Genomic DNA, 25,132 nt, shown 5'->3' with positions numbered 1-25,132 from the left:
GTGCCCGTCGCCGGGCATCTCGTCACACCGAAGGAGCATTCCATCGTGAGCAACCCTCTCGCCCCGTCGTCCCTGAGCGGCAAACGCGCCCTCGTCACGGGCTCCTCCCGCGGAATCGGAGCAGACACCGTCGGGTACTTCGCCGAGGCCGGGGCACGGGTGGCGATCAACTACCGAAACAAAGAGGCGAGGGCGCGCAAGCTCGCCGACTCGATCGAAGCATCCGGCGGCTCGGCGATCGTCGTCGGAGCGGACCTCACCGATGCTGCTTCGGTCGCGAGCATGTTCGACACCGTGGCACAGGAGTGGGGCGGGCTCGACATCCTGGTCCTCAATGCCTCGGGCGGCATGGAGTCGGGCATGGCGCCCGACTACGCGATGACGCTGAACAGGGATGCCCAGGTGAACGTGCTGAAGGCCGCGTTGCCTCTGCTCGGTGAGGGCTCCCGCGTGGTCTTCGTGACGAGCCACCAGGCGCACTTCATCCGCACCACGCCGACCATGCCCGAGTACGAGCCGGTCGCGCTGAGCAAGCGAGCGGGGGAGGACGCCCTCCGCGAGCTGATCCCCGAACTGGATGCCCGTGGAATCGGCTTCGTCGTCGTGTCGGGCGACATGATCGAGGGCACCATCACCGCGACGCTCCTCGAGCGCGCGAACCCTGGCGCGATCAGCGCCCGCAAGGAGTCGGCGGGCAAGCTCTACAACGTGAGCGAGTTCGCCGCGGAGGTCGCGTCGGCCGCCGTCGAGCCGATTCCGGACGACAACACACGCCTGATCGGCGATGTGAGCGAGTTCGGCGAGGAAGCCTGACATGAAGGCCGAACACATCGTCCACCTGGTCTCGCTGTCGCGCCCGACCCTCAGCCCGGACGGCGGCACCGCCGTCGTCGCGGCCACCCACCCCGACTTGTCGGCGGATGCCTACGTCGGCCAGCTCTGGTCCGTCGCCATGAAGGGCGGAGTTCCGCCTCGCCGCATCACTCGGGGCTTCCGCGACACCTCGCCTCAGTTCTCGCCCGACGGCGGGTCGATCGCCTTCCTGCGCGCCGAGCCCGGCAAGCCGCCGCAGCTCCACGTCATGGCGACGACGGGCGGGGAACCCGTGCGGGTCACGGACAGGAAGCTCGGCGTCTCCGACTTCGTGTGGGCCCCAGATGGTGCATCCCTCGCTTTCGTCTCCCGTGACCCAGAACACGGTCGCTACGGCACCGTTGAGGGCGTCGACCCCTCGGCCGAGCCCGCCCGCCGCATCACGACCTACCGTTACAGTGCCAACGGCCTCGGCTGGCTTCGCGACAGGCGCACTCAGGTGTTCGTGGTGGACGCTCCCGACGTGACGTCGGCTCCCGTCGTGCAGCCCGTCTCGTCGGCGGACGGCGACGCCGAGAAGCTCGACGAGGTGGCCGAGCCGCGCAGGCTGACCGACGACGACGCCGAGCACGGGGGCATCGCGTTCTCGCCGGACGGGCGCAACATCGCGGTCGTCTCGGACGGGCATGACGGCGCTGACGACGATCTGCGCAGCATCCTCACGCTCGTTCCGGTCGGCGAAGGAGACACGGTCGTCGCGGTCGACGCCGGCGCGGATCTGTCGATCTCGGACGCGCCCGGTTCGGTCGCCTTCGGCGCCGATGGCGCGTTGTACTTCATCGCCCAGAACGTGGGGGAGAGGGGCCGTGATTTCGTCGCCCGCAACTCCGGGCTCTACGTCGTCTCGGAGCCGGGAGCCGCGCCGCGCCGGTTGACGGACGACGAGACCGTCGACCTCACCGGAAGCACCGTCGTGCCCGCAGCGAGCGGCGTGCTCGTGCAGAACACGTCGCGCGGCCGCGTGACGCTTCTCTCCGTCGGCGACGACGGCGAGGCATCCGTGCTGGTCGCCGACCGGGAGGTGACCGGCATCGCAGCTGCGGGGGAGAGCGTGGTGTTCGCGTTCCAGTCCGAGTCGTCGTTCGGCGATCTCGGGGTGCCTGACGGCGACGACGTGCGCGTGCTCACCGACTTCTCCGCCGACGTGCTGGCCACGGGCATCCGCACGCCGATCGAGGTCGAGATCACCGGACGCGACGGCTACCCGGTGCACGGCTGGGTGGTGCTTCCCGAGGGCGATGGACCGCACCCGGTGCTGTTGAACATCCACGGCGGCCCGTTCGCGCAGTACTCCGTCCACCTCTTCGACGAGTCCCAGGTCTACGCGGATGCCGGCTATGCGGTCGTCTACTGCAACCCGCGCGGGTCGGCCGGGTACGGCCAGGAGCACGGTCGCGCCATCAAGACCCGCATGGGGACCGTCGATCTCCATGATGTGCTCGACTTCCTCGATGCTGCCGTCGCGGAGCATCCGCAGCTCGACGGGGACCGCGTCGGAATCCTCGGCGGCTCGTACGGCGGCTACCTGACGGCGTGGACAATCGCGCACGATCACCGGTTCGCCGGCGCGATCGTAGAGCGCGGCTTCCTCGACCCCGTGTACTTCTTCGGAACGAGCGACATCGGGTCGTTCTTCGCCGAGGAGTACAACGGGCTCGACGCTGAGGAGATCGCTGCGCAGAGCCCGCAGGCGCACGTGGGCGATGTTCGCACGCCGACGCTCGTGATGCACTCGGAGAACGATCTGCGCTGCCCGCTGGGGCAGGCTGAGCGCTACTACGCATCGCTGAAGCGCGGGGGAGTGCAGACCGAGCTGGTCGTCTTCCCGGGCGAGGATCACGAGCTCAGCAGGGCTGGTCGTCCACGCCACCGCAAGCAGCGATTCGAGATCATCCTCGACTGGTGGGCGCGGACGCTGCCGTCGGCGGCCAACAACGCGGGCTGACGGGTCTGCGACGACAGGTCTGCGACAACACAGGTCACGACACGACGAAGGCGCCGGGCGGACATCCGTCCCGGCGCCTTCGTTCGTATCCGACTAGACCTGCGAGGTGTCGCCCTTCCAGGTGAACGCACGCACGATCTGCACGATGCCGAGCACCACGAGCGCGATGCCGAGCAGCCACCAGAGCGCCACGATGTATAGCGGCGAGAACAGCAGGATGATGCCGGCGACGATGCTCAGGATGGCGAAGAAGACCGTCCACCCCTTCGAGGCGGACGCGCCGAGGGTGGTCAGCGCCACGATGCCCTCGACGATCCACAAGATGCCGACCAGGATGCCGATGAACACCGCCAGCCATGCGGTCGTGTGGGTGAGGTTCGTCAGTGCGATGACACCGGCGATGATGAAGATCACGCCGAGGATGATGTGCCCGACGCGCGCCCATCCGCCCATCGACTTCGAGAAGATCCCAAGCCCGGCGTAAACCAGACCGCCCACGATGGCGTAGATCGCGATGATCGCGGTCAGCACCGTGGCGGTGTGGCCCGGCCAGACGAGGATGAGGATCCCGACGATGAGCGCAATGAGACCTCCGACTCCGAATGCGGTGCGGATACCGTTGACCGCGGTCTTCGCGGCCGGACTTTCAGCGGACATTGGGGTCCACCCTTCCTGTGAGTAACCTGGGAATTGCAGCCCAATCCTAGGGGAGAAGGCGCGCCGATGTCACCGGAAACGCCAAGTTCGCCAACATCGTCGCGAATTCGACAGATGGCGTTTCACGAGCACGCGGCAGCAATGAGCCGGTGAGGCGCCGTACGGAATCGAGCCGAATGAGCCGGTGCAGCGCCATACGGAACCAAGCCGAGCACAGCACTCCAACGCGCAACAGCTAGGGCAGCCCGGATATCCGGGCACGGTGCCACGTGATATTCAATGTCCGATAATGCACATTATGTCAGTTCATGACTGCAGATAGGACACAAGGCGTGAGGCGAGTTCGTCGGGGTAGGAGATCATCGCGAGGTGGCCTCCCGGCACGATGTCCGGCGTAACGCCGAGACGGTCTGCGATGACCGCGTTCATGAAGTCGATCGGGAAGAAACGGTCGTCGGCGAAGACGATCGCACGTGTTGGGACCGCTGGCGGCTCGGGCGACGGCCACGGCTCGGACCCCGGGGTATCGGATTGGCGGCGTTCGAAGGCGGATGCCCTTTCGCGCGGCTCGATATCGGAGTAGAACAGCGAGGCGAAGTCCTCAGACGCAGCCTGCCAGCCGGTGTGGGCGAACCAGTCGGAACCGCGCTCCCCCGGCGTAGGAATCATCGCAGAGGCGTACACCAGAAGGCGCGTCGGCATGCGTGCCGCCGCCAGAGCTGCGCTGAAGCCGCCGAAGGAATGGGCGACGATCACCGGCTCTTCGAGCCCGCGTGCGGCATCCAGAATGCAACGCGCATAGACGTCGAGGCCAGCAGCATCGTCGTCGCACGGTAGCTGCACCGGAACGCCGCGATGGCCGAGGCGTTCCAGCCGATCGACCACCAGGTGCCAATATCCGCTGTCGCATCCGGCCCCAGGGATCAGGAGGAAGTCGGTCACCACCCGACTATGTCACGCACGGCGGGAATCGCTTGGTGCATGAGGCCCTGCAGTCACGTCGACGGGCACGACTCTGGCGGCCAGCCCAGCACGGCGTCAAGGAGTTCGGCGACCGACTTCGTGCTGTCCGGACGAAGGACCGGCAGATCGAGCTGACTCAGCCAGGCTTCATGAGCAACGAGACTCCTGCCCTCGAAAGCGGGATCGTCGTATCCCCTGGCCCAGTCCTTGAACTCCGACCACGCGAGTTCGTCGAAGCCCTCACCGGCTCGTCGATGGACTTCCCGAGCTTCGAGCCGTCGCATCCGCTCGTCGGGGTCGAGCGTCAGGAAGACCACGGCATCACATCGAGCGATGACGCTTTCGCCCCAGCCGACCACGGACCCGGATAACACCCATGCCTCGCGTGGAACGAACACCTCACGCATCAGAGCCACGCGCTCCCCCGCTGACCGCTTCTCTGCGAACGGCGGGATCGTGGGCACCCAGAAGTAGTCGTCGGCATCCGCGTGCGGAACCGACCAACGGTCGGCCAACGCGCGTCCGAGTGTCGTCGTGCCACTTCCGCTTGCACCCAGCACGTGAACTCTCGAACGCCGCATCATCCGATCCTCCTGTACCGGCGCCGGCTCCGCCACGACGCCTCTGATGAACAGAGCTGAGTAGGTTCGCATTGTGAGTGAAACTGAGGACACGATCGTCTACCCGGACCTCGACGCCGATGAGCGCACCACCCTTGGGCAGTTTCTCGATCTCTACCGTCGACGAGCGCTGCGCCGATTCGTCTCATTGTCCGACGACCAGGCACGAGCAAGGAGCCTGGTCGCAACGAACCTCACAGCGGGCGGCGTCATCAAGCACCTCGCACATATGGAGGACCACTGGTTCACTGCGCGAGTCGGATCGGCGAAGCTACCCGAACCGTGGGCATCAGCACCGTTCGACGATCAACCGGACTGGGACTTCGAATCTGCCGTCGACGAAACGGTCGACGAGATCTCCGAGCTCTATCGAACGGCGTGCGAGCGCAGCCGAAACGTGTTCTCGAATCTGGCCAGTCTCGAGTCACGCGCGTTTCGCCCGTCCTTCGGCAAGAAGCCCGTGACTCTCCGGTGGGTGATGGTCCACATGCTCGAAGAGACGGCATGCCACGTCGGGCACCTGGAGATGCTCACAGACCCGTACCGACGTCGCACCTCAGCCTGAGTGCGACGATCGCAGGTACTCCCCCGCACTCAGCGTCTCCATGTCCACATCGAGTGGACTTGTCCACAGACCGGGTACTTGCGCTCAACCGTGTGAGTGCTGGCGAACACGATGGGTGGCATGTCAACCAGCACGCCACCCGTCGTCAAGCTCTCGACCACCGCATCGCTGCTCGCTCTCCTGCCGCACCTGACCGCGGTGCCTCTTCGCAACAGCCTCGTCATCGCGCCTTTCGTGGGAAAGCAGACCTGGCGGGCGATGCGGATCCCGATCGAGCCGTCACCGTCCGCGAACGCCGCGCGGTCGCTTGCGTCGGTCGCACTCGGATCACTCTCGAAGCTGAAAGACTGCGACAGCGTTGCGGTCGCACTGTTCCGGGATGAGCCGTTCCGGGACGTCGGCCCGCAGTGGCACGACGCCGTCGGCGTTGTCCTCGAACGGCTGAACCAATCTGGCTTCCACATCAAGGATGCTGCGATCGTTGCCGGCGACGGCTGGATGCCCTACTTCGACGGCGATCTCGAGGTTCCGCGTTCGCTATCGGAAATCGAAGTGGAGGCGGCCGGGATTCCTGTCGACGCGGGCGCGGACAATGTGTGGACGCTGCCCGAGACCGACCCGGAACTCGCTCGGCGCGTCGCCGACCATCTGATCGACCGGTACTTCGAGCACTCCGAGCGTGATTCGTTCGGACGGCTGAGGCGGGTGACGCCTCGTGATCCAGTGGGGTTGCTCGAGAGCGCGCTCATGGACGACCCGGCGGGGGCATCAGCACTCACCTTGGCGAGACTTGTCGCGCAAATCGATTCGGAGGGCGCCGTCGACCGGACCGTTTTGCAGATCGCGTTCGGTCGAGCCACTGGTGCCCTGTCCTGGTCGAACACGCTCGCGTTGCGTGTGGCCGCGGCCGAGGCCGGCTGCGAACCGAACGACATCCTGATGGAACAGGATGAGCGGGGAATCGTCAGTCCGCAGACCGAGCGCCTGGCGAACCTCTCGACGGGGCAGACCCGTGAGATCCCCTCGCCCGAGAGATTGCGCGCTGGAGCCATCCTGCTCGGACGCGCGATCGCGCACAGCCCACTACCCGACAGGGCTTGGATCATGTGCGCGTTCGCATGGGTGCAGTGGGCGAGCGGCCTCACGAACTCTGCACTCGAATCGATCATCGAGACCAGGCGGCTCGTTCCTGGCAACTCACTCGCCCCCGTCTATCACACTGTGTTCGCGAACATGCAACCGGAATGGGTCTTCACGACCATCCCACCGAACCGTGCAGCCCGGCGTCGAGCGAGCAAGAAGTCGAGGTGACGCCCGCATGAGTGCCGGGGCGTGCTCTCACAGCAGCGATCCTCGATGGGTCGACCGCCCGCATAGGCTGTCGCGGTGAGTGAAGCACTGGATGACGGACCGTTCTATCACGGCACGAAAGCCGATCTGCGGATCGGAGACCTCTTGACCGCGGGATTCCACTCGAACTACCGCCCCGAAGTCGTGATGAACCACATCTACTTCACCGCGCTTCGGGATGGTGCCGGGCTGGCCGCAGAACTCGCCGCCGGCGACAATGCTCCGCGCGTGTACGTCGTGCAGCCGACGGGCGCGTTCGAGAACGACCCCAACGTGACAGACAAGAAGTTCCCCGGCAATCCCACCCGCTCGTATCGCAGCAGCGAGCCTCTTCTCGTCGTCGGCGAGGTCGATGACTGGACGCGCCTGACACCAGAAGCGCTGCAGACCTGGCGCGATCGTCTGGCGACTCTCCGCCGGGACGAGCGAGGCGAGATCATCAACTGATCCAAGCGCCTCACTCATAGCCGCCCGGCATAGGCTTCGGGCGTGAGCATGGCGTCATCGCGCGAAGGCCAGGATCTCCCCCATCCGTCCGCGCTGCTGGATCACCTCGACAGTGTCCTCGACGCCGGCGTCACCAGCGTCGACGAGCTCGACAAGGGCGTCTTCCGCATCGGACGCGCCGAGCATCCCGACTGGGTGATGCGCGTGTTCCCCTCCTCGCGTACCGTCGGGGCCGTTCACGGAGACGCCACGATCCTGCGGTGGCTCGCACAAGCCGACTTCCCCGCCGAACGGCTCGCGTCTGCGTCACCGGTCTCGCACGTCGATGGATGTCCGGTGCTCGTCACCGAGTATGTCGAGGCCGTTCCACGCATACAGCGCCGCGACGCCATCCGCTCGGCGGGAGGCCTGCGAAGACTCGGCGAGCTGCTCGGCCTGTTGAGTACCCTCGGCTCACTTCCCGACGCGCCGGCACGGCCGGGCGGAGCATGGCATCACCTCGCTGAAGGGCACCCTCGGGAGGAGCTCTCGGCAGCGCAAGCCATCCTGACGGAGTTGGCTGCAGCGGCATCCGGCCCTTCGCGCATGCATCTGGACAGAGTTCGAAAAGGGTTGGATGACGCCGACGATGGCGACGGCTTGCCCGAAGGCTTCATACACGCCGACTTCGTGCTGGCCAACGTGGTGGCGACCGCCGCTCCGGAGATGGTCCTCGTCGACTGGGCGGGAGCCGGACGCGGACCGCGCGCATGGCCGCTGGCCTTCTTGCTGTGGGCGGAGACGATGAAGAAGCCAGCCAGGGCCGACCTGGTGCTCGCCGGGTATCACCGCCAGGTCGCCCTGGAGGACATCGAGCTCGACCGACTGCCAGGGTTGGTCCGCGCCCGCCCGCTGGTCTTCGCCTCATGGCGGCTTGCCGGAGGCGACATCGATCCGGCCCATGCTTCGGCACTCGTGGATGCCGCCCGTGAGCAAGGCGACGCGATAGGCGCCCGTGCCCGTGCGGCGCTCAAGCATTTGGCCGGTTGACCGCTCGTTCGGAGGAGGGCTAGCGCGCCATCCGAATCTCGACGAGTCCCGGATCCGCCGGATCGACGAACTCGACGCCGTCCGCCCAGAATCCGTTTCGCTCGTAGAACCCGATAGCCCGCTCGTTCCCGCGCAGCACCCACAACTGTGCCGGCCGATCCTCGAGAACGGCGTCGAGCATCCTCTGACCGAGCCCACTCCGCTGGGCTGCCGACAGAAGGTAGATCGAGAACAGATGCTCCGGTCGTACGGGGGTGACCCCGTGCTCCGCGTCCGGGCCGACTGCTGGCCCGGCATTCGCGAACCCCACGACCTCGCCGGCGCGCTCCGCCACGACGAGACTGCCCGTGCGCGACCGCGACGTCAGGTAACGGCTCCACATCCTCCTGCGGCGGTTGAACGCCTCCTCCGAGAAGAAGCGTTCGTCGACGATGCCGGAATACGTCTGCCGCCACGCATCCACGTGCACGCGAGCGATCCGATCCGCATCGGATGCCTCGGCATCGCGAACAAGCGATTCCTGGTTGTCTGGCATCGGCAGAGACTATCGCCACTGTGCTCAGCCCATGCCAACCGTTGGTCTGATCGTTGGAATCGGTGTTCCCAACCTGTGGGACGATGAGCTGTGCTCGAAGCCCTCGCCCTGCCAGCCGAGCTGACCGTTCGCGACGACCAGATCACGATCCGCAGGGCGGACATGAACGACCTCGGCACACTCATGCGTCTGATGGCGGATGACCCCATCAGCGCTGTCCGAGGCGATGTCAACGACGCGGCCGACACACCCGCCTACGCACGAGCCCTGGCGCGGATCTTCGATGACCCGTCCAACGACGCGATCGTCGCGATCGACAGCGACGGCGCAGTGATCGGCACGTTGCAGCTGACCTCGATTCCGGGGATGGCACGCCTCGGCAGCACGCGACTCCTACTGGAGGGCGTGCGAGTGGCCAGCGACCGACGTTCATCCGGCATCGGCAGCGCCATGATCCGCTGGGTGATGGATGTCGCCGCTCCGGCTGTAGACGCGAGTCTGGTCGAGCTCAGCTCGAGCGTCGAACGAACCGATGCGCGTCGGTTCTATCTGCGGCTCGGCTTCGCCGACTCGCACGTCGGGTTCAAGTTCCCTGTGGCCGACCCGTCACCGGCCGCACGGTAAGGATCTGCTCGGCACGGCCGATCGCGCCCTGCTCGTCGTGCAACACCGTACTGGTGAGGCCGTGACCTGCATGACCGAACGTGACAGTGGTGTCGAGGCCGACCCACTCCCCCTGCGGCTGCCGGAAGAGGTGCACAGTGAGGTCGAGGTTCGGGAACATCCACTCGGTCGGGGACTGACGCACGGCGATTCCGTTGGCGGTATCCACGAGCGCGATGAACGACGCGTGCGGACTGCTCGGCTCTCCCGCCACCACAGCCGCGTCCGTGCGGAGCCATGCCCGAGTGCGACCGGGAAGCGGCGGTCCGTCGGTTCGGATCTCGAGGGATTCCACGTACCCGCCCGGCCATCCGTCCGCCATGCGCCATGGGATGCAGGCATCCGGCTCGGACATCGGTGCCGGCTCCCCTCCCGCGACCGCGCCGGTGTCGTTGTTCGCGACGAACCACGCCCTGGCAAGCACCGCCGCGCGCCCGGCGATCGTCACGGTCGCCTCGACGAGCTCGATGGTACGCCCCGGTCTGATCGTGCGAACACTCACGTGGCAGTCCTCCGCAGCGAGGAAGCCGAGGATGTCGAACCCGACGCGCACCAGCTCCTTGCCGTCCTCTCCCCCGCTTTCTCCCGCGCCTTCGCCCGCTCGATGCCGATCGATCTCGTGAAGGATCATCCCGCCGAGCGGACTGAAGTGGATCTCACCGTCGTTCCAGGCTCCGCCTGCATGCGCGGTCGGACGCAAAAGATCAGGACCGACACGCTCGAAGTAGGCCCGCTGCGCGTCGCTCTGCTGCATCCACTCAGCCTAAAGGCGCGGTGTTCTAGGCTTGCGGGGTGAATCACTTCGGAACCACCGCGATGCCCTCGGGGCGTTCGGAGGTACTCGGCGCATTCGACGCCGAGCCGAGATAGCCACTCTTTCTCGCTGTGAACAGGCATTTTGCCTGTGTTTCAGGGCCATCCCCTGCCATCGACAAAGAACTTCGCGTGCCATGCCCGCGACACATCAGAACGGCTACGATTCATGCTTCCCTTGACCGACGCGACCATTCGCGCATCCTTCGTCAACGCTTCTCTGCGCGAACGAAAGAACCTCTCGCTTCCCACCGACTTCGACGAACTCGACTGGGACTCGCTCGACTTCCTCGGCTGGCGAGACCGCAAGTACACCAATCTCGGCTACGTCGTCGTCGACCTCGACGGCACACCTACCGGCATCCTGCTGCGCCAGGCGGATGCCGCGCATCGGGCCCGCCCGCAGTGTTCGTGGTGCGAAGACGTACACCTGCCCAACGACGTCGTCTTCTTCAGTGCACGTCGCTCGGGCGCCGCCGGACGCAACGGGGACACTGTCGGCACACTCGCCTGCGCCAAGTTCGAGTGCTCCACGAATGTGCGCCGACTCCCACCCGTCGCCTACGTCGGGTTCGACGTGGAGGCGGCCCGCATCGAACGCATCGAGGCGCTCCGCGAGCACGTGACGGCCTTCGCCAGGCGCGTGCTCGCAGGTGAAGAGCGCTGACGAACGCTCTCGACCTCTTTACCTGGGACCGGTGAAACCGGATTCCACGAGTTCGATCAGGCGGTCCACCGCCGCGTCGCCGTTCGGATCGTCCGTGGCGATCTCGACGGTGGCCCCCTGAACGAGGCCGAGTGAGAGGATGCCGAGGAGACTCCTGGCGTCCTTTCCGTTCACCGTGATCTTCACTCCGAGGCTTGTCGCGAGCTTCACGAACTCCGCGGCCGGACGGGCGTGAAGCCCATCCGGGTTCACCAGGGTCGCGGTGCGCAGGTAACCGTCCGGCGCCACAGTCGAAGCCGCAGGCGCTCCAGACGGTGCGCTGTCCGACGGTGCGGACACCCGCGCACGGGATGCCTCTGCCACCTCGTCGAGGCTTCCTCCTGTCTGCGCACGCACACCTGCCGTGACCGCACCCTCGACCAGCGGGCCGTCTGAGATCCTCACCGAGGCAGCCCAGTCTCCGCCGAGAAGCTCGAGGGCCGTCTCAGCGGAGAGCACAGCCGACCCGAGGTCGGTGAGCACGACGACACCCGCTCCCCTGCCCGCCGTCCGGATCGCTTCCATCACTCGTTCCACGTCGGTGCCGACACCGCCGAGGGTCGTGCCGCCCGCCGCCTCGATCACCACGTCGGGGCTCATCTGCTGCACGACCTCGACGACGCCTCTCGCGATGAGGTCGCTGTGCGACACCACGACGAGAGAGACCAACCTGCCTTCGGCCCCGGCGTTCACTTCGCCGCTTCCGCCGCTGCGCGCAGGATGACCGCTGTCGACACGGCTCCTGGGTCGCGGTGCCCCACCGCACGTTCGCCCAGGTAGCTCGCGCGTCCCTTGTGCGGCGTCAGCGCATCCGTCCCCTCGGCACCGGACTCGGCACCCGCGGCGGCCGCGGCGAGCACCTCCGTCCCGGAACGGCCTTCGGCCACAGCTCCTCGAGCCCCAGCAACGGCCGCGGACCAGGCATCCACCATCGTCTTGTCCCCTGGTACGGCGTGACCGCGATCTTCGAGGCCGCCCGTCGCGGCCTCGAGCAGGGCGAGCACGTGCGCAGCGTCGACCACATTCTCGCCTGCGATCGCGTCTGAGGCGCGCAGCAACGCTGTGCCGTAGAGCGGTCCCGCAGCGCCTCCCACCGACGAGATCAGTCTCATCGCCGCGACGCGAAGCACGTCGGATGGCGTCGCTTCGGCCGGCAGCTCGTGCACGGCATCCCGCACTGCGGCGAATCCGCGATTCATGTTCTCGCCGTGGTCGCCGTCACCGATGGCACGGTCGAGGTCGTTCAGCGAGGGCGCGCTGTCGGCGATCGCTTCCGCGGCCGTGTTCATCCAAGCAACAGCCCATGCGGTGTCCAGCGTCATCCGGTCCTCATTCTCCCCAGCGCAGCGTGGCGGTCCGCACCGGCGCATCCCATAGTTCGAGAAGATCGTCGTCGACGGTGAGCAGCGTCACCGAGAAGCCCGCCATGTCGAGCGCGGTCACGTACGACCCGACGAGCGAGCGCGCGATCTCCACTCCGATCGCGTCGAGCCGTTCGGCGACACGACGGTAGACGACGTAGAGCTCGCCGATCGGGGTCGCGCCCATGCCGTTGACCAACGCGATCACGCGTTCACCGGCCGTGCGCGGCAGATCGTCGAGAACAGCATCGAGAACAGCGTCGGTGAGCTCGTCCGCGGGGGCCATCGTGATCCTTGCACGTCCGCGCTCGCCGTGGATTCCGATGCCGAACTCGGCTTCGTCGTCATCCAGCTCGAAGCTCCGCATGCCGGAGTGCGGCACCGTCGGCGGGGCGATGGCCATGCCCATGGAGCGCACGGATGCCGTCAGTCGCGTCGCGAGACTCGCCAGAGCGTCGAGATCGTCCCCGCGTTCCGCCGCCGCCCCTACGATCTTCTCGATCAGCACGGTTCCCGCGACTCCCCGGCGTCCAGCGGTGAATTCGGAGTTCTGCACGGCGACGTCGTCGTCGATCACGACCGTGCGGACTCGTACGCCTTCTGCCTCCGCGAACTCCGCGGCGGTCTCGAAGTTGAGCACGTCACCGGTGTAGTTCTTCACGAGGTACAGCACACCTGCGCCTTGCTCGACCGCGCGAGTGGCCTCCAGCACGGGATCCGGCGTCGGTGAGGTGAAGATCTCGCCCGGAACGGCAGCGTCGAGCATCCCCACGCCCACGAATCCGGTGTGCAGCGGCTCGTGCCCGCTTCCGCCTCCCGAGACGATGCCGACCTTGCCATCGGTGAGCGAGCGACGCACCACGTATGCCGGAGATTCGTTCACCCGCACGATGTCGCGATGCGCTGCGCCGAAGCCCGCGAGCGATTCCGCCACGAAACGTCGCGGATCGTTGATCAGCTTCTTCACCCTCTGCCTCTCCCCCACGCAGCCAGGTGCATCATCGCGCCGCAGCGATCCATCCGTCGAGCTTCGCGATGGCCGCGCCGGAGTCGATCGTCTCTGCCGCAACGGCGATCTTGTCGGAGAACCGGTCGAGGATGCTCCGCTGTCCACTCGACGCGTCGGATGCCAGCTCGTACGAGACCAGACCTGCCGCGGCGTTCAGCAGCACGATGTCGCGCACCGGCCCCTTCTCCCCCGCGAGCACCGCCCTGACCACTGCGGCGTTGTGCGTCGCGTCGCCGCCCTTGAGGTCGTCGATGCTCGCCCGCTTGATGCCGAGGTCACGCGGATCGATGTCGTGCTCGGTCACCAGACCGTGCGAGATCTCCCAGACATGGCTGTGACCGGTCGTCGAGAGCTCGTCGAGCCCGTCGTCTCCGCGGAAGACGAGCGCCGTCGCTCCACGGGTCTGGAACACTCCGACGATCAACGGCACGCGGTCGAGCTGTGCGACACCGACCGCAGACGCCTCGGGACGAGCAGGGTTGATGAGCGGGCCCAGGATGTTGAACACCGTCGGGATGCCGAGCTCGCGACGCACCGCGGCCGCGTTCCCGTAGCCGGGGTGGAACATCGAGGCGAAGGCGAAGGTGATGCCGACGGCGCGGAACACTTCGGCGACCCGCTCGGCCGACATCGACAGGTCGAGACCCAGAGCAGAGAGCACGTCGGAGGACCCCGACCTCGAGCTCGCAGCCCGGTTGCCGTGCTTGATGACCGGCACACCCGAGGCCGCCGCGACGATCGATGCCGTGGTCGACACGTTCACGGTGCCGAAGCGGTCACCTCCGGTTCCCACGATGTCGAGCGCCATCGGGTCGAGCGGCAGCGGAAGCGCGTGCTCGAGGATCGCGTCGCGAAAACCGACGATCTCGTCGACGGTCTCGCCTTTGGTGCGAAGCGCGACCAGGAACCCGGCGAGCTGGGCGTCTGTGGCCTGGCCCGTCATCACCTGCTCCATCGCCCACGCCGCGTCGGCGACGCTGAGGTGTTCGCCCTCGAGAACGGTGGAGATGATCGTCGGCCAGGTCCGGGTTTCCGCCATACCAGCGATCCTATCGGCGACTGAGCTGAGCGCAGCGGGAGCTTGCTCACGCTGCCGAAGCGATGGAGCCGATGAGCGGCGTGCCGCGATATCGGCGACTGAGCTGAGCGCCGCGGGAGCTTGCTCACGTGGCCGAGGCGATGGAGTCGATGAGCGGCGTGCCGCGATATCGGCGACTGAGCTGAGCGCAGCGGGAGCTTGCTCACGTCGCCGAGGCAAGGACGATGTCGAGCGGCGAAAGGCACGATTTCGGCCGTGTTCGGCGAGCGAATGCGAAAACGGCTGACCGAAATCGGCCATAATGGGACACGTGACGAGCACCTCCATTTCTCCCTCGGCTGCGGCCCCGACAATCAACCGCCCCAACGTGGTGGCCGTAGGAACGATTGTCTGGCTGGGCAGCGAGGTGATGTTCTTCGCGGGGCTGTTCGCGATCTACTTCACGCTCCGCTCCACTTCGCCCGCACTGTGGGCGGCAGAGACCGCGAAGCTCAACGTTCCTTACGCTCTGACGAACACCCTCATCCTGGTCGCGAGCTCCTTCACCTGCCAGTTCGGCGTGTTCGCCGCCGAGCGCATGCAGGCTCGCTCGACCGGTTGGAGCCCCCGCCAGTGGGGCATGGTCGAATGGTTCACGCTGAGCTATGCGCTGGGCGCCATCTTCGTCGCCGGCCAGGTCGTCGAGTACGCCAGCCTCGTGAGCGAGGGCCTGTCGATCGACGCCAACGCCTACGGATCGGCGTTCTACCTCACCACTGGGTTCCACGCACTCCACGTCACCGGCGGACTCATCGCGATGCTCTTCGTGATCGGTCGCGCCTTCGCCGTGAAGAGGTTCGGAGACAAGGAGGCGACCAGCGCCATCGTCGTCTCCTACTACTGGCACTTCGTCGACGTCGTCTGGATCGGGCTCTTCCTGGTCATCTACGTCCTCAAATAGAAATCAGGAGCAGAGCACCTCAATGCGCGAGACAAAGCAGAAGAACGCTCGCAAGCGCAAGGCCGGGCGCAGGCATCCGCTCGCCACGGTCGCGCTGATCGCGATCGGGCTGGGGCTTACCGGTGGCGCCTACGCCGCGTTCAACGCGACGGGTTCGACGGCTGATGCAACGACATCCAGCGCGAGCGACATCAACGCCGGCAAGAGGCTGTTCCAGGCCAACTGCGCCAGCTGCCACGGCATCGAGGCGCAGGGAACGACCGTTGCCCCGAGCCTGATCGGTGTCGGCGCCGCGGCGGTCGACTTCCAGGTCGGAACCGGTCGCATGCCGATGGCGATGCAGGGACCGCAGGCCGAGCAGAAGCCGGCGCAGTTCGATCAGCACGAGATCGATCAGATGGCCGCTTTCGTCGGCTCGCTCGCTCCGGGGCCCAACATCCCGTTGAGCGACATCACCAATGGTGGTGGCGACGCTGCCAAGGGTGCAGAGCTCTTCCGTGTGAACTGCGCGATGTGCCACAACGTTGCGGGAGCCGGAGGCGCTCTCACCGAGGGCAAGTTCGCTCCTCCACTGACGGGTGTGACCGGCCGGCACATCTATGAGGCCATGGTCACCGGTCCTCAGAACATGCCGATCTTCAACAACCGGAACATCCCCGATGAGGGCAAGCGCGACATCATCACGTATCTGCAGTACATCCAGAACAACCCGTCGCCCGGCGGATTCGAGCTCGGCTCGCTCGGTCCGGTGTCGGAGGGTCTGTTCATCTGGATCTTCGGTCTTGGCTCGATCGTCGCACTGACGGTCTGGATCACGGCGAAGTCGAACTGATGCGCACCGTGCGAGAGGCACACGGACGCGAGAAGGAGAGCAATGGCACAGGACGATAACGGCGGCACGGAGATCACGCCCGCCGCCTCGTCGGCCGTCGACCACCGTCCCGGCGACGCCGGCATCGCAGTGGTCGTGCATGACGCGGTGGAGAACCCCGGTTTTCCGCCGCACCGGGCGCGCATCACCGACAAGGACCCGCGCAAGCAGCGTCGTGCGGAGCGCACGATCTACACGCTGTTCTACCTCTCGATCGTCGGAAGCATCTGGGCGATCGCCGCATACGTGGCCTTCCCGATCGAGTCGGGCAGCATCGCCTCTCTGCGCATCAGCACCCTGGCGATCGGCCTCGGCATCGCGCTCGCCCTGCTGGCCATCGGCTTCGGCGCAGTGCACTGGGCCAAGGCGATCATGGTGGACAAGGAGGGCATCGACCTCCGCCATCCCGTGCAGGGAACGGACGAGACCCGCGATCGTGCCGTCGAGATCTTCAAGGAAGCCGACCAAGAGTCGGGCTTCGGCCGTCGCACGCTGATCCGCAACTCGCTGATCGGTGCCCTCGTCGCCTTCCCGCTTCCCGCCATCGTGCTCTTCCGCGGACTCGCTCCGCAGAACGAGGACCCGGTGGAGATGCTCTCCTTCACCATGTGGAAGAAGGGTCTGCGCCTCACGCGTGACCCGTCGGGCACGCCGATCAAGGCATCCGATGTCACCATCGGCTCCGTGTTCCACGTGATGCCAGAGGGAATCAACGACACGCCAGACCCGCTCGACGCCAAGGCGAAGGCCGCCGTGCTGCTGATGCGCCTCAACCCGCAGGACCTGCACCCGACTGCAGGCAGGGCCCATTGGGCATACAACGGCATCGTCGCGTACTCAAAGATCTGCACCCACGTCGGATGCCCGGTGGCGCTGTACGAACAGCAGACTCACCACCTGCTGTGCCCGTGCCACCAGTCGCAGTTCGACATCACTCACCAGGCCGCGGTCATCTTCGGCCCGGCCGCCCGGCCGCTTCCGCAGCTGCCGATCACGGTGGATGCCGACGGCTATCTCATCGCGCAGAGTGATTTCCACGAGCCCGTTGGGCCGAGTTTCTGGGAGCGTCATTGACCGCCACCACCGCCGCCCCTACAGCGGCCAAGAAGCGCAGCTTCACTGCAGCTGCATCGAACTACATCGACGAACGCACGAGCATCTCCGGTGTCGTCAAGGAGTTCGGCCGCAAGATCTTCCCCGATCACTGGTCGTTCCTGCTCGGTGAGGTCGCTCTCTACAGCTTCATCGTCATCCTGATCACCGGAACGTTCTTGACGTTCTTCTTCCAGGCCTCCCAGGCCGACGTGATCTATCACGGCTCCTGGGTGCCGCTCAAGGGCATTCAGATGTCGGCCGCGATGGACTCGACGCTGAACATCTCGTTCAACGTTCGCGGCGGTCTGCTGGTGCGCCAGATCCACCACTGGGCGGCTCTGCTGTTCGTGGCCTCGATCGGCCTGCACATGCTGCGCATCTTCTTCACGGGTGCGTTCCGCAAACCGCGCGAGCTCAACTGGCTGATCGGCTTCACCCTGTTCGTGCTCGCAATGGCAGAAGGCTTCACCGGCTACTCGCTCCCGGACGACCTGCTCTCCGGCAACGGTCTTCGCATCATCGACGGCCTCATCCTGGGTCTTCCCGTCGTCGGCACGTGGATCTCGTTCCTGCTCTTCGGCGGCGAATTCCCGGGCTCAGAGATCGTCGGCCGACTATATACGTTGCATATCCTGCTGCTACCGGCCTTAGTCGTGGCGTTCATCGCCCTCCACCTGGTGTTCGTCGTCGTGCACAAGCACACCCAGTACGCGGGCCCCGGCCGCACCCAGCAGAACGTCTCCGGATTCCCGATCCTCCCCGTCTACGCGGCGAAGGCCGGCGGATTCTTCTTCATCGTGTTCGGTGTGGTCGCGCTCATCGCCTCGCTGTTCACGATCAACCCGATCTGGCTGTACGGTCCATACGACCCGTCACCCGTGTCTGCGGGTACTCAGCCGGACTGGTACATCGGGTTCGCCGACGGCATGCTCAGGCTCATACCGTCAGGCTGGGAGACGTACTGGCTGGATCGCACCTGGTCGTGGAACATCATCGTCCCGGTCGTCATCCTGGTGGTCTTCCTCGTGCTGGTGGCGATCTACCCCTTCGTCGAGGCGTGGGTCACCGGTGACAAGCGCGAGCACCACATTCTCGATCGTCCGCGCAACCAGGCCACTCGCACCGCGATCGGCGCCGCCGGCGTCACGTTCTACGGGGTCATGTGGGCCGCTGCGAGCTCCGACTTGATCGCGACCCACTTCAAGCTGACGATGGAAGGCGTGATCCACACCCTTCAGATCCTGCTGATCCTGGGTCCGATCATCGCCTACTTCGTCACGAAGCGAATCTGCATCGCTCTGCAGAAGAAGGACCGCTCGATCGCCCTTCACGGCTACGAGTCCGGCCGCATCGTGAAGCTGCCAGGTGGCGAGTTCATCGAGGTACATGAGCAGCTCGATGAGTACCAGCGGTGGCGCCTGGTGAGCTACGACACCTATCAGCCGATGATGCTCCGCCCGAACTCGCGCGGAAAGATCACCTTCGGCAGCCGGCTTCGCGCCGGGATGTCCCGCTGGTTCTTCGAGGACCGCCTCGAGCCCGTCTCGAAGGGCGAGCTCGAGTCCGGGCACGGACACCACTGACACACGGCTCCACGATCGGGCATCGATGTCGCTCACGACCTTGTCGGAGTGGCTTCGGTGCCCGATCTGTTTCCATCCGCTGACCGGTGACCCGCCGCACGTTCTCGGTTGCGACGAGGGCCACCGGTTCGACGCCAACAAGCACGGGTATGTGAGCCTGCTCTCCTCGCAGCCGCGCATCGCCGGCGATACCCCTGAGATGCTCGACGCCCGCGCGGAGCTCCTCGACTCGGGCGCGTACGACGCAGTCGCCCGAGTGGTGGCCGAGAACGCGGCCCTCACCCGTCCTGAGCGCGTCATAGATGCCGGATGCGGCACAGGACACTACTCCGCCGCACTCCTCTCGATGCTCTCCCCCACCGCCCGCGTGCTGGCTGCAGACGTCGCGCCCGATGCCGTGCGCCGCAGTGTGCGCAGGATCGGCAGGGATCGCTCTGACGGGCTCGTTGCGGACACCTGGCGACCTCTCCCGGTGAGGGACAAGTCCGCGGATGTCGTGATCAATGTCTTCGCGCCTCGCAACCCGCGCGAGTTCCACCGTGTGCTCGCCGACGGTGGCCACCTTGTGGTCGCGACGCCGCAGGCCGACCACCTGATCGAGCTACGCCGCGCGCTCCCCATGCTCGACGTGCCCGCCGGAAAATCGCAGCGGCTCACTGATGAGGTGTCCGAGCACTTCCGCCTCGATCACGCGAGCACCGTGCGATACCGGTTGTCGGTCTCCCACGACACCGCCACAGCTCTGCGAGCCATGGGACCGTCTGCCCATCACTCGCACGCGACGACAGCGCCGCCGAGTCTGCCCCGCGAGGTCACGGTGGCGGTCGACGTGCTGCGCTTCGCTCGTCGCTAGCCAATGGTCGCTCGTGAAACGACGAAGGGACCCCTCGCGGGATCCCTTCGTTGCGGCTGTCAGCGCCGAATCAACGTGCGAAGAAGCCTCGGTAGTACTCGTACACCCAACCGACCAGGCTGACCGCCGCAACGGCGCCACCGATCGGAACGATCCACCATCCGACGGCGATGCCGAGAGCGATCAGCGCCACAGACACGCCCAGCATGAAGGGCCACCAGCTCCACGGGCTGAAGTTGCCGAGTTCCGGGTCTCCGTCGTCGATGTTCGCGTCAAGGCGGTCCTCAGGCAGCTCGACGCCGTTCTGGGTGGCGTGGGTGCGCGCCAAGAAGAAGGCGATGAAGGCACCCAGGATGCCGGTCAGCGTCAGTGCGACGGTGCCCACCGGCTCGAGCTGGTGGTGCGGGTAGTAGAACCACGACCAGACCGTGTACACGATCGCCATCAGGAAGAAGAAGATCGTGATGATCCAGAAGACTGTTGCGCTAGTGCGCATGTCACTTCACCTCTGCAGAGTCAGCGTCGAGAACGGGCATCTGTTGGGCATCCTTCATGGGGCCGACACCGATCGGAACTCCCACCTCTGGGTGGTTGAGGTCGAAGGCAGGCGACTCGCTTCGGATGCGCGGGATCGACGTGAAGTTGTGACGCGGCGGCGGGCAGCTGGTGGCCCACTCGAGTGAGCGTCCATAGCCCCACGGGTCGTTCACGGTGACCTTCGCGCCTGAACGCGCGGTGATGTACACATTCAGGAAGAACGGGATCATCGAGACCGCGAGGATGCCGGCGCCGATCGTCGACAGCTGGTTCATCCAGGTGAAGCCGTCCTGCGGCAGGTACGTGTAGTACCTGCGCGGCATGCCGATGACACCGAGCCAGTGCTGGATCAGGAACGTCGTGTGGAAGCCGATGAACAACAACCAGAAGTGCCACTTGCCCAGCCGGTCGTTCAGCATTTTGCCCGTCCACTTCGGCCACCAGAAGTAGAAGCCGGAGAACATGGCGAACACGACCGTGCCGAACACCACGTAGTGGAAGTGCGCCACCACGAAGTAGGAGTCGGAGACGTGGAAGTCGAGCGGCGGCGAGGCCAGGATCACGCCGGTGAGACCACCGAACGTGAACGTGACCAGGAAGCCGATCGCCCAGAGCATCGGTGATTCGAAGGTGATGGACCCTCGCCACATCGTGCCGATCCAGTTGAAGATCTTCACGCCCGTCGGAACGGCGATGAGCATCGTCATCAGTGAGAAGAACGGCAGCAGCACCATGCCCGTGACGTACATGTGGTGCGCCCACACCGTGACGGACAGCGCGGCGATGGAGATGGTCGCGTAGATCAGCGTCTTGTACCCGAAGATCGGTTTTCGACTGAAGACGGGGAACACCTCTGACACGATGCCGAAGAACGGCAAGGCGATGATGTAGACCTCCGGGTGTCCGAAGAACCAGAACAGGTGCTGCCAGAGGATGGCGCCGCCGTTCGCTGCATCGAAGACGTGAGCACCGAGGATGCGGTCGGCCGATGCTGCGAAGATCGCGGCCGCAAGAACCGGGAACGCCATCAGCACCAGGATCGACGTGACGAGCGCGTTCCACGTGAAGATCGGCATGCGGAACATCGTCATGCCGGGCGCGCGCAGCGTGATGATCGTCGTGATGAAGTTCACGGCACCGAGGATGGTTCCGAAGCCGGAGATACCGAGGCCGAGCATCCACATGTTCCCGCCGAGTCCCGGGGAGAACGTGGTCGACGCGAGCGGCTGATAGGCGAACCATCCGAACGAGGCGGCGCCCTGCGGAGTCAGGAAGCCGGCCACCGCGATCAGCGAACCGAAGTTGTAGAGCCAGTACGCGAACGCGTTGAGTCGCGGGAACGCCACGTCGGGTGCACCGATCTGCAGCGGCATGATCACGTTCACGAACCCTGCGAACAGCGGCGTCGCGAACATCAGCAACATGATCGTGCCGTGCATCGTGAACAGCTGGTTGTACTGCTCAGCGGTCTGCACGACGTCGAGGCCGGGCTCGAAGAGTTGGGCGCGGATGATCAGCGCCATCACACCGCCGACGCAGAAGTACACAAACGACGTGATCAGGTACATGTACCCGATCGTCTTGTGGTCGGTCGAGGTGATCCAGTTGACCAGGACGTTGCCCTTGCGGTGGATCTTGGTCGCGCCGAGAACCTGAACGGTCGGCGAGGGCGTGATCGTCGAGGGGGCCGGTGCTGTAGTCGTACTCATTCTCCGGATGCCTTACTCGTTGTTCTTCTTCGGTGCGCCGGTACCAGGCAGGTTGTTGTTGCGATCGTCGTTCGCACCCAACTTGCCCGTGTACCCGCGATCCTTCAGATCTTGCATGTGCAGCTGGTAGTCCTCTTCTGAGACGACCCGCACATTGAAGAGCATGGCCGAGTGGTACTGGCCGCAGAGCTCTGCGCACTTGCCCGCATAGAGGCCCTTACGCGTCGGCTCCAGGTACATGTAGTTCGTGTGTCCGGGAAAGACGTCCTTCTTGTACAAGAACGCCGGAACCCAGAACGAGTGGATGACGTCGCGCGAGTCGAGCTTGATCGTCACCTTCTTGTCGACGGGGAGGTAGAGCGTGGGGATCTGACTCTCGACAACGGCGCCGGCGGCTGCACCCGTCTCATCGTTGGGCTGAGCCTGCACACCCGGGTCGTAGACGCCGTCGGACAGGTAGTTGAAGTCCCACGACCACTGCTTGCCGTAGACCTGGATGGTCAGATCGGGGTGCGCGTAGGGCTTCTCGATGGCGTCCTGGTCCTTCGTCGTGAAGGCGAAGAAGCCGATGATCAGCACGAGCGGGACGAGCGTGTAGAAGATCTCGATCGGCATGTTGTAGCGCAACTGCGCCGGAAGTCCGGTCTGTCCCTTGCGGCGGCGGTACACGATGATGCACCAGATGATCAGGCCCCAGACGACGAGACCGACCAGCAGCAACACGATCCACGAGTTCACCCAGAGGGCGGAGACCATGTCCGTGTGGTTGGTGACCGGTGTCCCACTGTTGTTGAATCCCGGAAGGAATCCGTGAAGCTGGGACTCCGTGCAACCTGCCAGCGCCAGCACAACTGCTGCTGCAAGAGGCACTGCAGCCCATCGGAAACGGCGATTGTGACGCACCGGTGACCTTTCGAGTGAATCGTGGGCAGAGCGCAAGACGCTACTGCGATTGACCTTCGCCTAGCCTATCGCCATCCGAGAGGCCTTCGTACGCCCGACACCGTGCTATGGCCCGTGTGTCGCCCCGCTGGAGACGCGAAAAGGACCAGCTCATCAGCCGGTCCTTTTCGTCAGGTTCTGGTCGCGCGAACCTCAGTGGAAGCTGTCGCCGCAGGCGCAGCTTCCCGTCGCGTTGGGGTTGTCGATGGTGAACCCCTGCTTCTGGATCGTGTCTTCGAAGTCGATCGTCGCGCCATCGAGATAAGGGGAGCTCATCTTGTCGACGATGACCTCGACACCGTCGAAGTCGACAGTGGCGTCGCCGTCCATGTACCGCTCGTCGAAGTAGAGCTGGTAGATCAGTCCGGAGCATCCGCCGGGCTGCACGGCGAGGCGCAGGCGCAGGTCGTCACGGCCCTCTTGGGTGAGGAGGCTGCGCACTTTGTCGGCTGCGGCGTCGGTGAGGAGAACACCGTGGCCCTTGGGCTCGGTGGTCGCTGCCGTCGAAGTGAGAGTCGCGTCACTCATGGGTGCCTCGTTCCTGCGCTGAAGTTCACGTCGTGACCAGTGTAATTCAGCCGACCTGAATCTTCAGGAGGCCGGTGGTCAGGAGCCGGGGCGGTCGCGGTTCAGTCGGCTCAGGAGCAACGCCTCGGTCAGGATGGCGCGTCGGAAGACGCCGAGGTGCAAGGACTCGTTCGGGCTGTGGGCCCTGGTGTCCGGGTCCTCGACGCCTGTCACGAGGATCTGCGCAGCAGGGAACTCCCGAACGAGGTCGGCGATGAACGGGATGCTGCCGCCGATACCCGCCTCGACGGGTTCGGCTCCCCAGGCATCCTTCATCGCCTTCTTCGCCTCGATGGCGGCCCACCCGGAGGTGTCGACCAGGAACGGGTCGCCCACGTCGATCTCGTCGATCGCGATGTGTGCGCCGAACGGGGCGTGCGATCGCAGGTGCCGCTCGATGGCGGCGAAGGCGTCCTTCGCGCTCTGCCCAGGCGCCACGCGGGCGCTGAGCCGCACAGCGACGGACGGCAGCAGGGTATTGGAAGCGTTGGCGACGCTCGGCGCGTCGATGCCGGTGATGGTGATCGTCGGCTGGTTCCACAGCCGGGAGAGAACTGGTCCCCTGCCGATCGGCGTCACGCCGTCGAGCAGGGCCGCCTCCTCGTGCAACTGCTCTTCGGAGAACTCGGGCACCTCTGCTTCGTGCGACGTCATCCCCTCCACCGCAACGGAGCCGTTGTCCTCGTGCAGCGTCGCCAGGAGTTTCGCGAGTGCGAGCATCGCGTCGGGCGCCGCTCCCCCGTACATGCCGGAGTGCGAGGCGTGTTCCAGGGTCGAGACCGTGAGGCGGAAGGTGACGTTGCCTCGAAGTCCGACGGTGAGTGAAGGGATGTCGACACTCCAGTTGTCGGAGTCGGCGACGACGATCGCGTCGGCGGCCAGGGTCTTCTTGTTGTCGCGAAGGAAGTTCGCGAACGATCGCGACCCGAATTCCTCCTCGCCCTCGATGAACACAGCGAGCCCGAGATCGAGGTCGGTGCCGATCACCTCGGTGAGAGCCCTGATCGCTGCGACGTGGGTCATCACGCCCGCCTTGTCGTCGGCAGCACCACGGGCGTAGAGGCGATCGCCGCGCACCGTCGGCTCGAAGGGCGCCGTCTGCCAGTCCTCGTCCTTGCCAGGCGGCTGCACGTCGTGATGCGCGTAGAGCAGCACGGTCGGTGCACCGTTCCTCGCCTCGCGGCGCGCGATCACCGCGGGCTGGCCGAGCTGTTCACCTTCGCCGATCGCCGCCTGGGCGACGTCAACGGAGTCGAAGACCTCCAGGCCGCGCAAGAGAGCGGCCACGGCATCCGCGCTACGAGCGACGTTCGCGGGGTCGAACGCCGACCACGACACCGAGGGGATGCGTACGAGGTCGGTGAGATCGGAGATGGCGAGAGGCATTCCGCCCTGCACGGCATCCCTGAGTTCTGCGAGGTGGTCGGAGGGCTGGTCGGCTTCCGTCATGCGGGTAATCT

The 25,132-nt window shown here is 65.7% G+C and carries 27 protein-coding genes; 13 read left to right on the top strand and 14 right to left on the bottom strand.

Annotation, left to right across the window (positions count from 1 at the left end; all coding sequences use genetic code 11):
• Positions 1–45 precede the first annotated feature (45 nt).
• Both ACYVDN_RS03390 and ACYVDN_RS03385 read left to right on the top strand, forming a co-directional pair.
• On the top strand, positions 46–813 hold the full coding sequence (locus ACYVDN_RS03390; RefSeq protein ID WP_460568446.1) for an SDR family oxidoreductase: 768 nt from the start codon (positions 46–48) through the stop codon (positions 811–813).
• A 1-nt stretch (position 814) separates the two neighbouring features.
• Positions 815–2,818: a S9 family peptidase gene (locus ACYVDN_RS03385; RefSeq protein WP_460568444.1), complete on the top strand. Its 2,004-nt coding sequence runs from the start codon at positions 815–817 to the stop codon at positions 2,816–2,818.
• Between the two features lie 93 nt (positions 2,819–2,911).
• On the opposite strand, the gene ACYVDN_RS03380 is transcribed toward ACYVDN_RS03385, so the two are convergent.
• The 3 genes from ACYVDN_RS03380 to ACYVDN_RS03370 all read right to left on the bottom strand — a co-directional run bounded on the left by ACYVDN_RS03380 (position 2,912) and on the right by ACYVDN_RS03370 (position 5,019).
• Positions 2,912–3,475 carry an HdeD family acid-resistance protein gene (locus ACYVDN_RS03380; protein ID WP_460568442.1) on the bottom strand — a complete coding sequence of 188 codons (564 nt, stop codon included), beginning with the start codon at positions 3,473–3,475 and terminating at the stop codon, positions 2,912–2,914.
• A gap of 306 nt (positions 3,476–3,781) precedes the next feature.
• Positions 3,782–4,417 carry an alpha/beta fold hydrolase gene (locus ACYVDN_RS03375; RefSeq protein ID WP_460568440.1) on the bottom strand — a complete coding sequence of 212 codons (636 nt, stop codon included), beginning with the start codon at positions 4,415–4,417 and terminating at the stop codon, positions 3,782–3,784.
• A gap of 53 nt (positions 4,418–4,470) precedes the next feature.
• Entirely contained in the window at positions 4,471–5,019 is a 549-nt protein-coding gene (locus tag ACYVDN_RS03370; RefSeq protein ID WP_460568438.1) for a P-loop NTPase family protein, read from the bottom strand.
• Positions 5,020–5,092: 73 nt separating this feature from the next.
• Here ACYVDN_RS03370 and ACYVDN_RS03365 point away from each other — a divergent pair, with 73 nt between their 5' ends.
• The 4 genes from ACYVDN_RS03365 (at position 5,093) to ACYVDN_RS03350 (ending at position 8,449) form a co-directional block, all read left to right on the top strand.
• On the top strand, positions 5,093–5,623 hold the full coding sequence (locus ACYVDN_RS03365) for a DinB family protein (RefSeq protein WP_460568436.1): 531 nt from the start codon (positions 5,093–5,095) through the stop codon (positions 5,621–5,623).
• A 120-nt stretch (positions 5,624–5,743) separates the two neighbouring features.
• On the top strand, positions 5,744–6,934 hold the full coding sequence (locus ACYVDN_RS03360; protein WP_460568434.1) for a DUF4192 family protein: 1,191 nt from the start codon (positions 5,744–5,746) through the stop codon (positions 6,932–6,934).
• Positions 6,935–7,009: 75 nt separating this feature from the next.
• Entirely contained in the window at positions 7,010–7,420 is a 411-nt protein-coding gene (gene arr, locus ACYVDN_RS03355; RefSeq protein WP_460568432.1) for an NAD(+)--rifampin ADP-ribosyltransferase, read from the top strand.
• A gap of 48 nt (positions 7,421–7,468) precedes the next feature.
• Positions 7,469–8,449, top strand: coding sequence for a phosphotransferase (locus tag ACYVDN_RS03350; RefSeq protein ID WP_460572224.1), 981 nt, complete (start codon positions 7,469–7,471; stop codon positions 8,447–8,449).
• A 19-nt stretch (positions 8,450–8,468) separates the two neighbouring features.
• Here ACYVDN_RS03350 and ACYVDN_RS03345 read toward each other — a convergent pair whose 3' ends face one another.
• The gene (locus tag ACYVDN_RS03345) at positions 8,469–8,984 is read right to left on the bottom strand and encodes a GNAT family N-acetyltransferase (RefSeq protein WP_460568430.1); all 516 of its coding nucleotides are present in this window, start codon (positions 8,982–8,984) and stop codon (positions 8,469–8,471) included.
• A gap of 90 nt (positions 8,985–9,074) precedes the next feature.
• Here ACYVDN_RS03345 and ACYVDN_RS03340 point away from each other — a divergent pair, with 90 nt between their 5' ends.
• Positions 9,075–9,608 (top strand): GNAT family N-acetyltransferase, encoded by a 534-nt coding sequence (locus tag ACYVDN_RS03340; protein ID WP_460568428.1) that lies wholly within the window; start codon positions 9,075–9,077, stop codon positions 9,606–9,608.
• Here the strand turns inward: ACYVDN_RS03340 and ACYVDN_RS03335 are convergent.
• The gene (locus tag ACYVDN_RS03335; RefSeq protein ID WP_460568426.1) at positions 9,568–10,401 is read right to left on the bottom strand and encodes a thioesterase family protein; all 834 of its coding nucleotides are present in this window, start codon (positions 10,399–10,401) and stop codon (positions 9,568–9,570) included. The genes ACYVDN_RS03340 and ACYVDN_RS03335 overlap by 41 nt on opposite strands.
• Before the next feature lie 228 nt (positions 10,402–10,629).
• Between ACYVDN_RS03335 and ACYVDN_RS03330 the strand changes: the two genes are divergently transcribed.
• Positions 10,630–11,127, top strand: a complete 498-nt coding sequence (locus ACYVDN_RS03330) for an FBP domain-containing protein (RefSeq protein ID WP_460568424.1) — start codon at positions 10,630–10,632, stop codon at positions 11,125–11,127.
• 18 nt (positions 11,128–11,145) lie between these two features.
• Here ACYVDN_RS03330 and dhaM read toward each other — a convergent pair whose 3' ends face one another.
• From dhaM to trpD, 4 genes are read right to left on the bottom strand one after another with little or no spacing between them, the layout of a single operon-like run.
• Positions 11,146–11,859 carry a dihydroxyacetone kinase phosphoryl donor subunit DhaM gene (gene dhaM / locus ACYVDN_RS03325; protein WP_460568422.1) on the bottom strand — a complete coding sequence of 238 codons (714 nt, stop codon included), beginning with the start codon at positions 11,857–11,859 and terminating at the stop codon, positions 11,146–11,148.
• Entirely contained in the window at positions 11,856–12,488 is a 633-nt protein-coding gene (gene dhaL, locus ACYVDN_RS03320) for a dihydroxyacetone kinase family protein (RefSeq protein ID WP_460568420.1), read from the bottom strand. The genes dhaM and dhaL overlap by 4 nt, the downstream gene beginning before the upstream one ends.
• Positions 12,489–12,495: 7 nt before the next feature.
• Entirely contained in the window at positions 12,496–13,494 is a 999-nt protein-coding gene (gene dhaK, locus ACYVDN_RS03315) for a dihydroxyacetone kinase subunit DhaK (protein ID WP_460568418.1), read from the bottom strand.
• A 31-nt stretch (positions 13,495–13,525) separates the two neighbouring features.
• Entirely contained in the window at positions 13,526–14,575 is a 1,050-nt protein-coding gene (gene trpD / locus ACYVDN_RS03310; RefSeq protein WP_460568416.1) for an anthranilate phosphoribosyltransferase, read from the bottom strand.
• A gap of 301 nt (positions 14,576–14,876) precedes the next feature.
• Between trpD and ctaE the strand changes: the two genes are divergently transcribed.
• Genes ctaE through ACYVDN_RS03285 form a run of 5 tightly spaced genes read left to right on the top strand, consistent with a single transcriptional unit; the run spans position 14,877 to position 19,917 of the window.
• Positions 14,877–15,515, top strand: coding sequence for a cytochrome c oxidase subunit 3 (ctaE, locus tag ACYVDN_RS03305; protein WP_460568414.1), 639 nt, complete (start codon positions 14,877–14,879; stop codon positions 15,513–15,515).
• A 22-nt stretch (positions 15,516–15,537) separates the two neighbouring features.
• A complete protein-coding gene (gene qcrC / locus ACYVDN_RS03300; protein ID WP_460568412.1) occupies positions 15,538–16,347 on the top strand; it encodes a cytochrome bc1 complex diheme cytochrome c subunit in 810 nt (269 codons plus the stop codon).
• A gap of 42 nt (positions 16,348–16,389) precedes the next feature.
• On the top strand, positions 16,390–17,460 hold the full coding sequence (qcrA, locus tag ACYVDN_RS03295; RefSeq protein ID WP_460568410.1) for a ubiquinol-cytochrome c reductase iron-sulfur subunit: 1,071 nt from the start codon (positions 16,390–16,392) through the stop codon (positions 17,458–17,460).
• Positions 17,457–19,064: a cytochrome b gene (gene qcrB, locus ACYVDN_RS03290; RefSeq protein WP_460568408.1), complete on the top strand. Its 1,608-nt coding sequence runs from the start codon at positions 17,457–17,459 to the stop codon at positions 19,062–19,064. Before qcrA ends, qcrB begins: the two co-directional genes overlap by 4 nt.
• Positions 19,065–19,089: 25 nt before the next feature.
• Positions 19,090–19,917 (top strand): class I SAM-dependent methyltransferase, encoded by an 828-nt coding sequence (locus ACYVDN_RS03285; protein WP_460568406.1) that lies wholly within the window; start codon positions 19,090–19,092, stop codon positions 19,915–19,917.
• Positions 19,918–19,987: 70 nt separating this feature from the next.
• Here the strand turns inward: ACYVDN_RS03285 and ACYVDN_RS03280 are convergent, their stop codons facing one another.
• From ACYVDN_RS03280 to ACYVDN_RS03260, 5 genes are all read right to left on the bottom strand, one after another.
• A complete protein-coding gene (locus ACYVDN_RS03280; protein WP_460568404.1) occupies positions 19,988–20,413 on the bottom strand; it encodes a cytochrome c oxidase subunit 4 in 426 nt (141 codons plus the stop codon).
• A 1-nt stretch (position 20,414) separates the two neighbouring features.
• The gene (gene ctaD, locus ACYVDN_RS03275) at positions 20,415–22,163 is read right to left on the bottom strand and encodes a cytochrome c oxidase subunit I (RefSeq protein WP_460568402.1); all 1,749 of its coding nucleotides are present in this window, start codon (positions 22,161–22,163) and stop codon (positions 20,415–20,417) included.
• A gap of 12 nt (positions 22,164–22,175) precedes the next feature.
• Positions 22,176–23,066: an aa3-type cytochrome oxidase subunit II gene (gene ctaC / locus ACYVDN_RS03270; RefSeq protein WP_460568400.1), complete on the bottom strand. Its 891-nt coding sequence runs from the start codon at positions 23,064–23,066 to the stop codon at positions 22,176–22,178.
• Between the two features lie 192 nt (positions 23,067–23,258).
• The gene (gene erpA / locus ACYVDN_RS03265; RefSeq protein ID WP_460568398.1) at positions 23,259–23,633 is read right to left on the bottom strand and encodes a HesB/IscA family protein; all 375 of its coding nucleotides are present in this window, start codon (positions 23,631–23,633) and stop codon (positions 23,259–23,261) included.
• 78 nt (positions 23,634–23,711) lie between these two features.
• Positions 23,712–25,121 (bottom strand): dipeptidase, encoded by a 1,410-nt coding sequence (locus tag ACYVDN_RS03260; protein WP_460568396.1) that lies wholly within the window; start codon positions 25,119–25,121, stop codon positions 23,712–23,714.
• Between the last annotated feature and the right edge of the window lie 11 nt (positions 25,122–25,132).

The organism is Humibacter soli (assembly GCF_054779035.1).
Note: the sequence above shows the minus strand (reverse complement) of the source record. Positions and strands in the feature narration are given on the sequence as shown.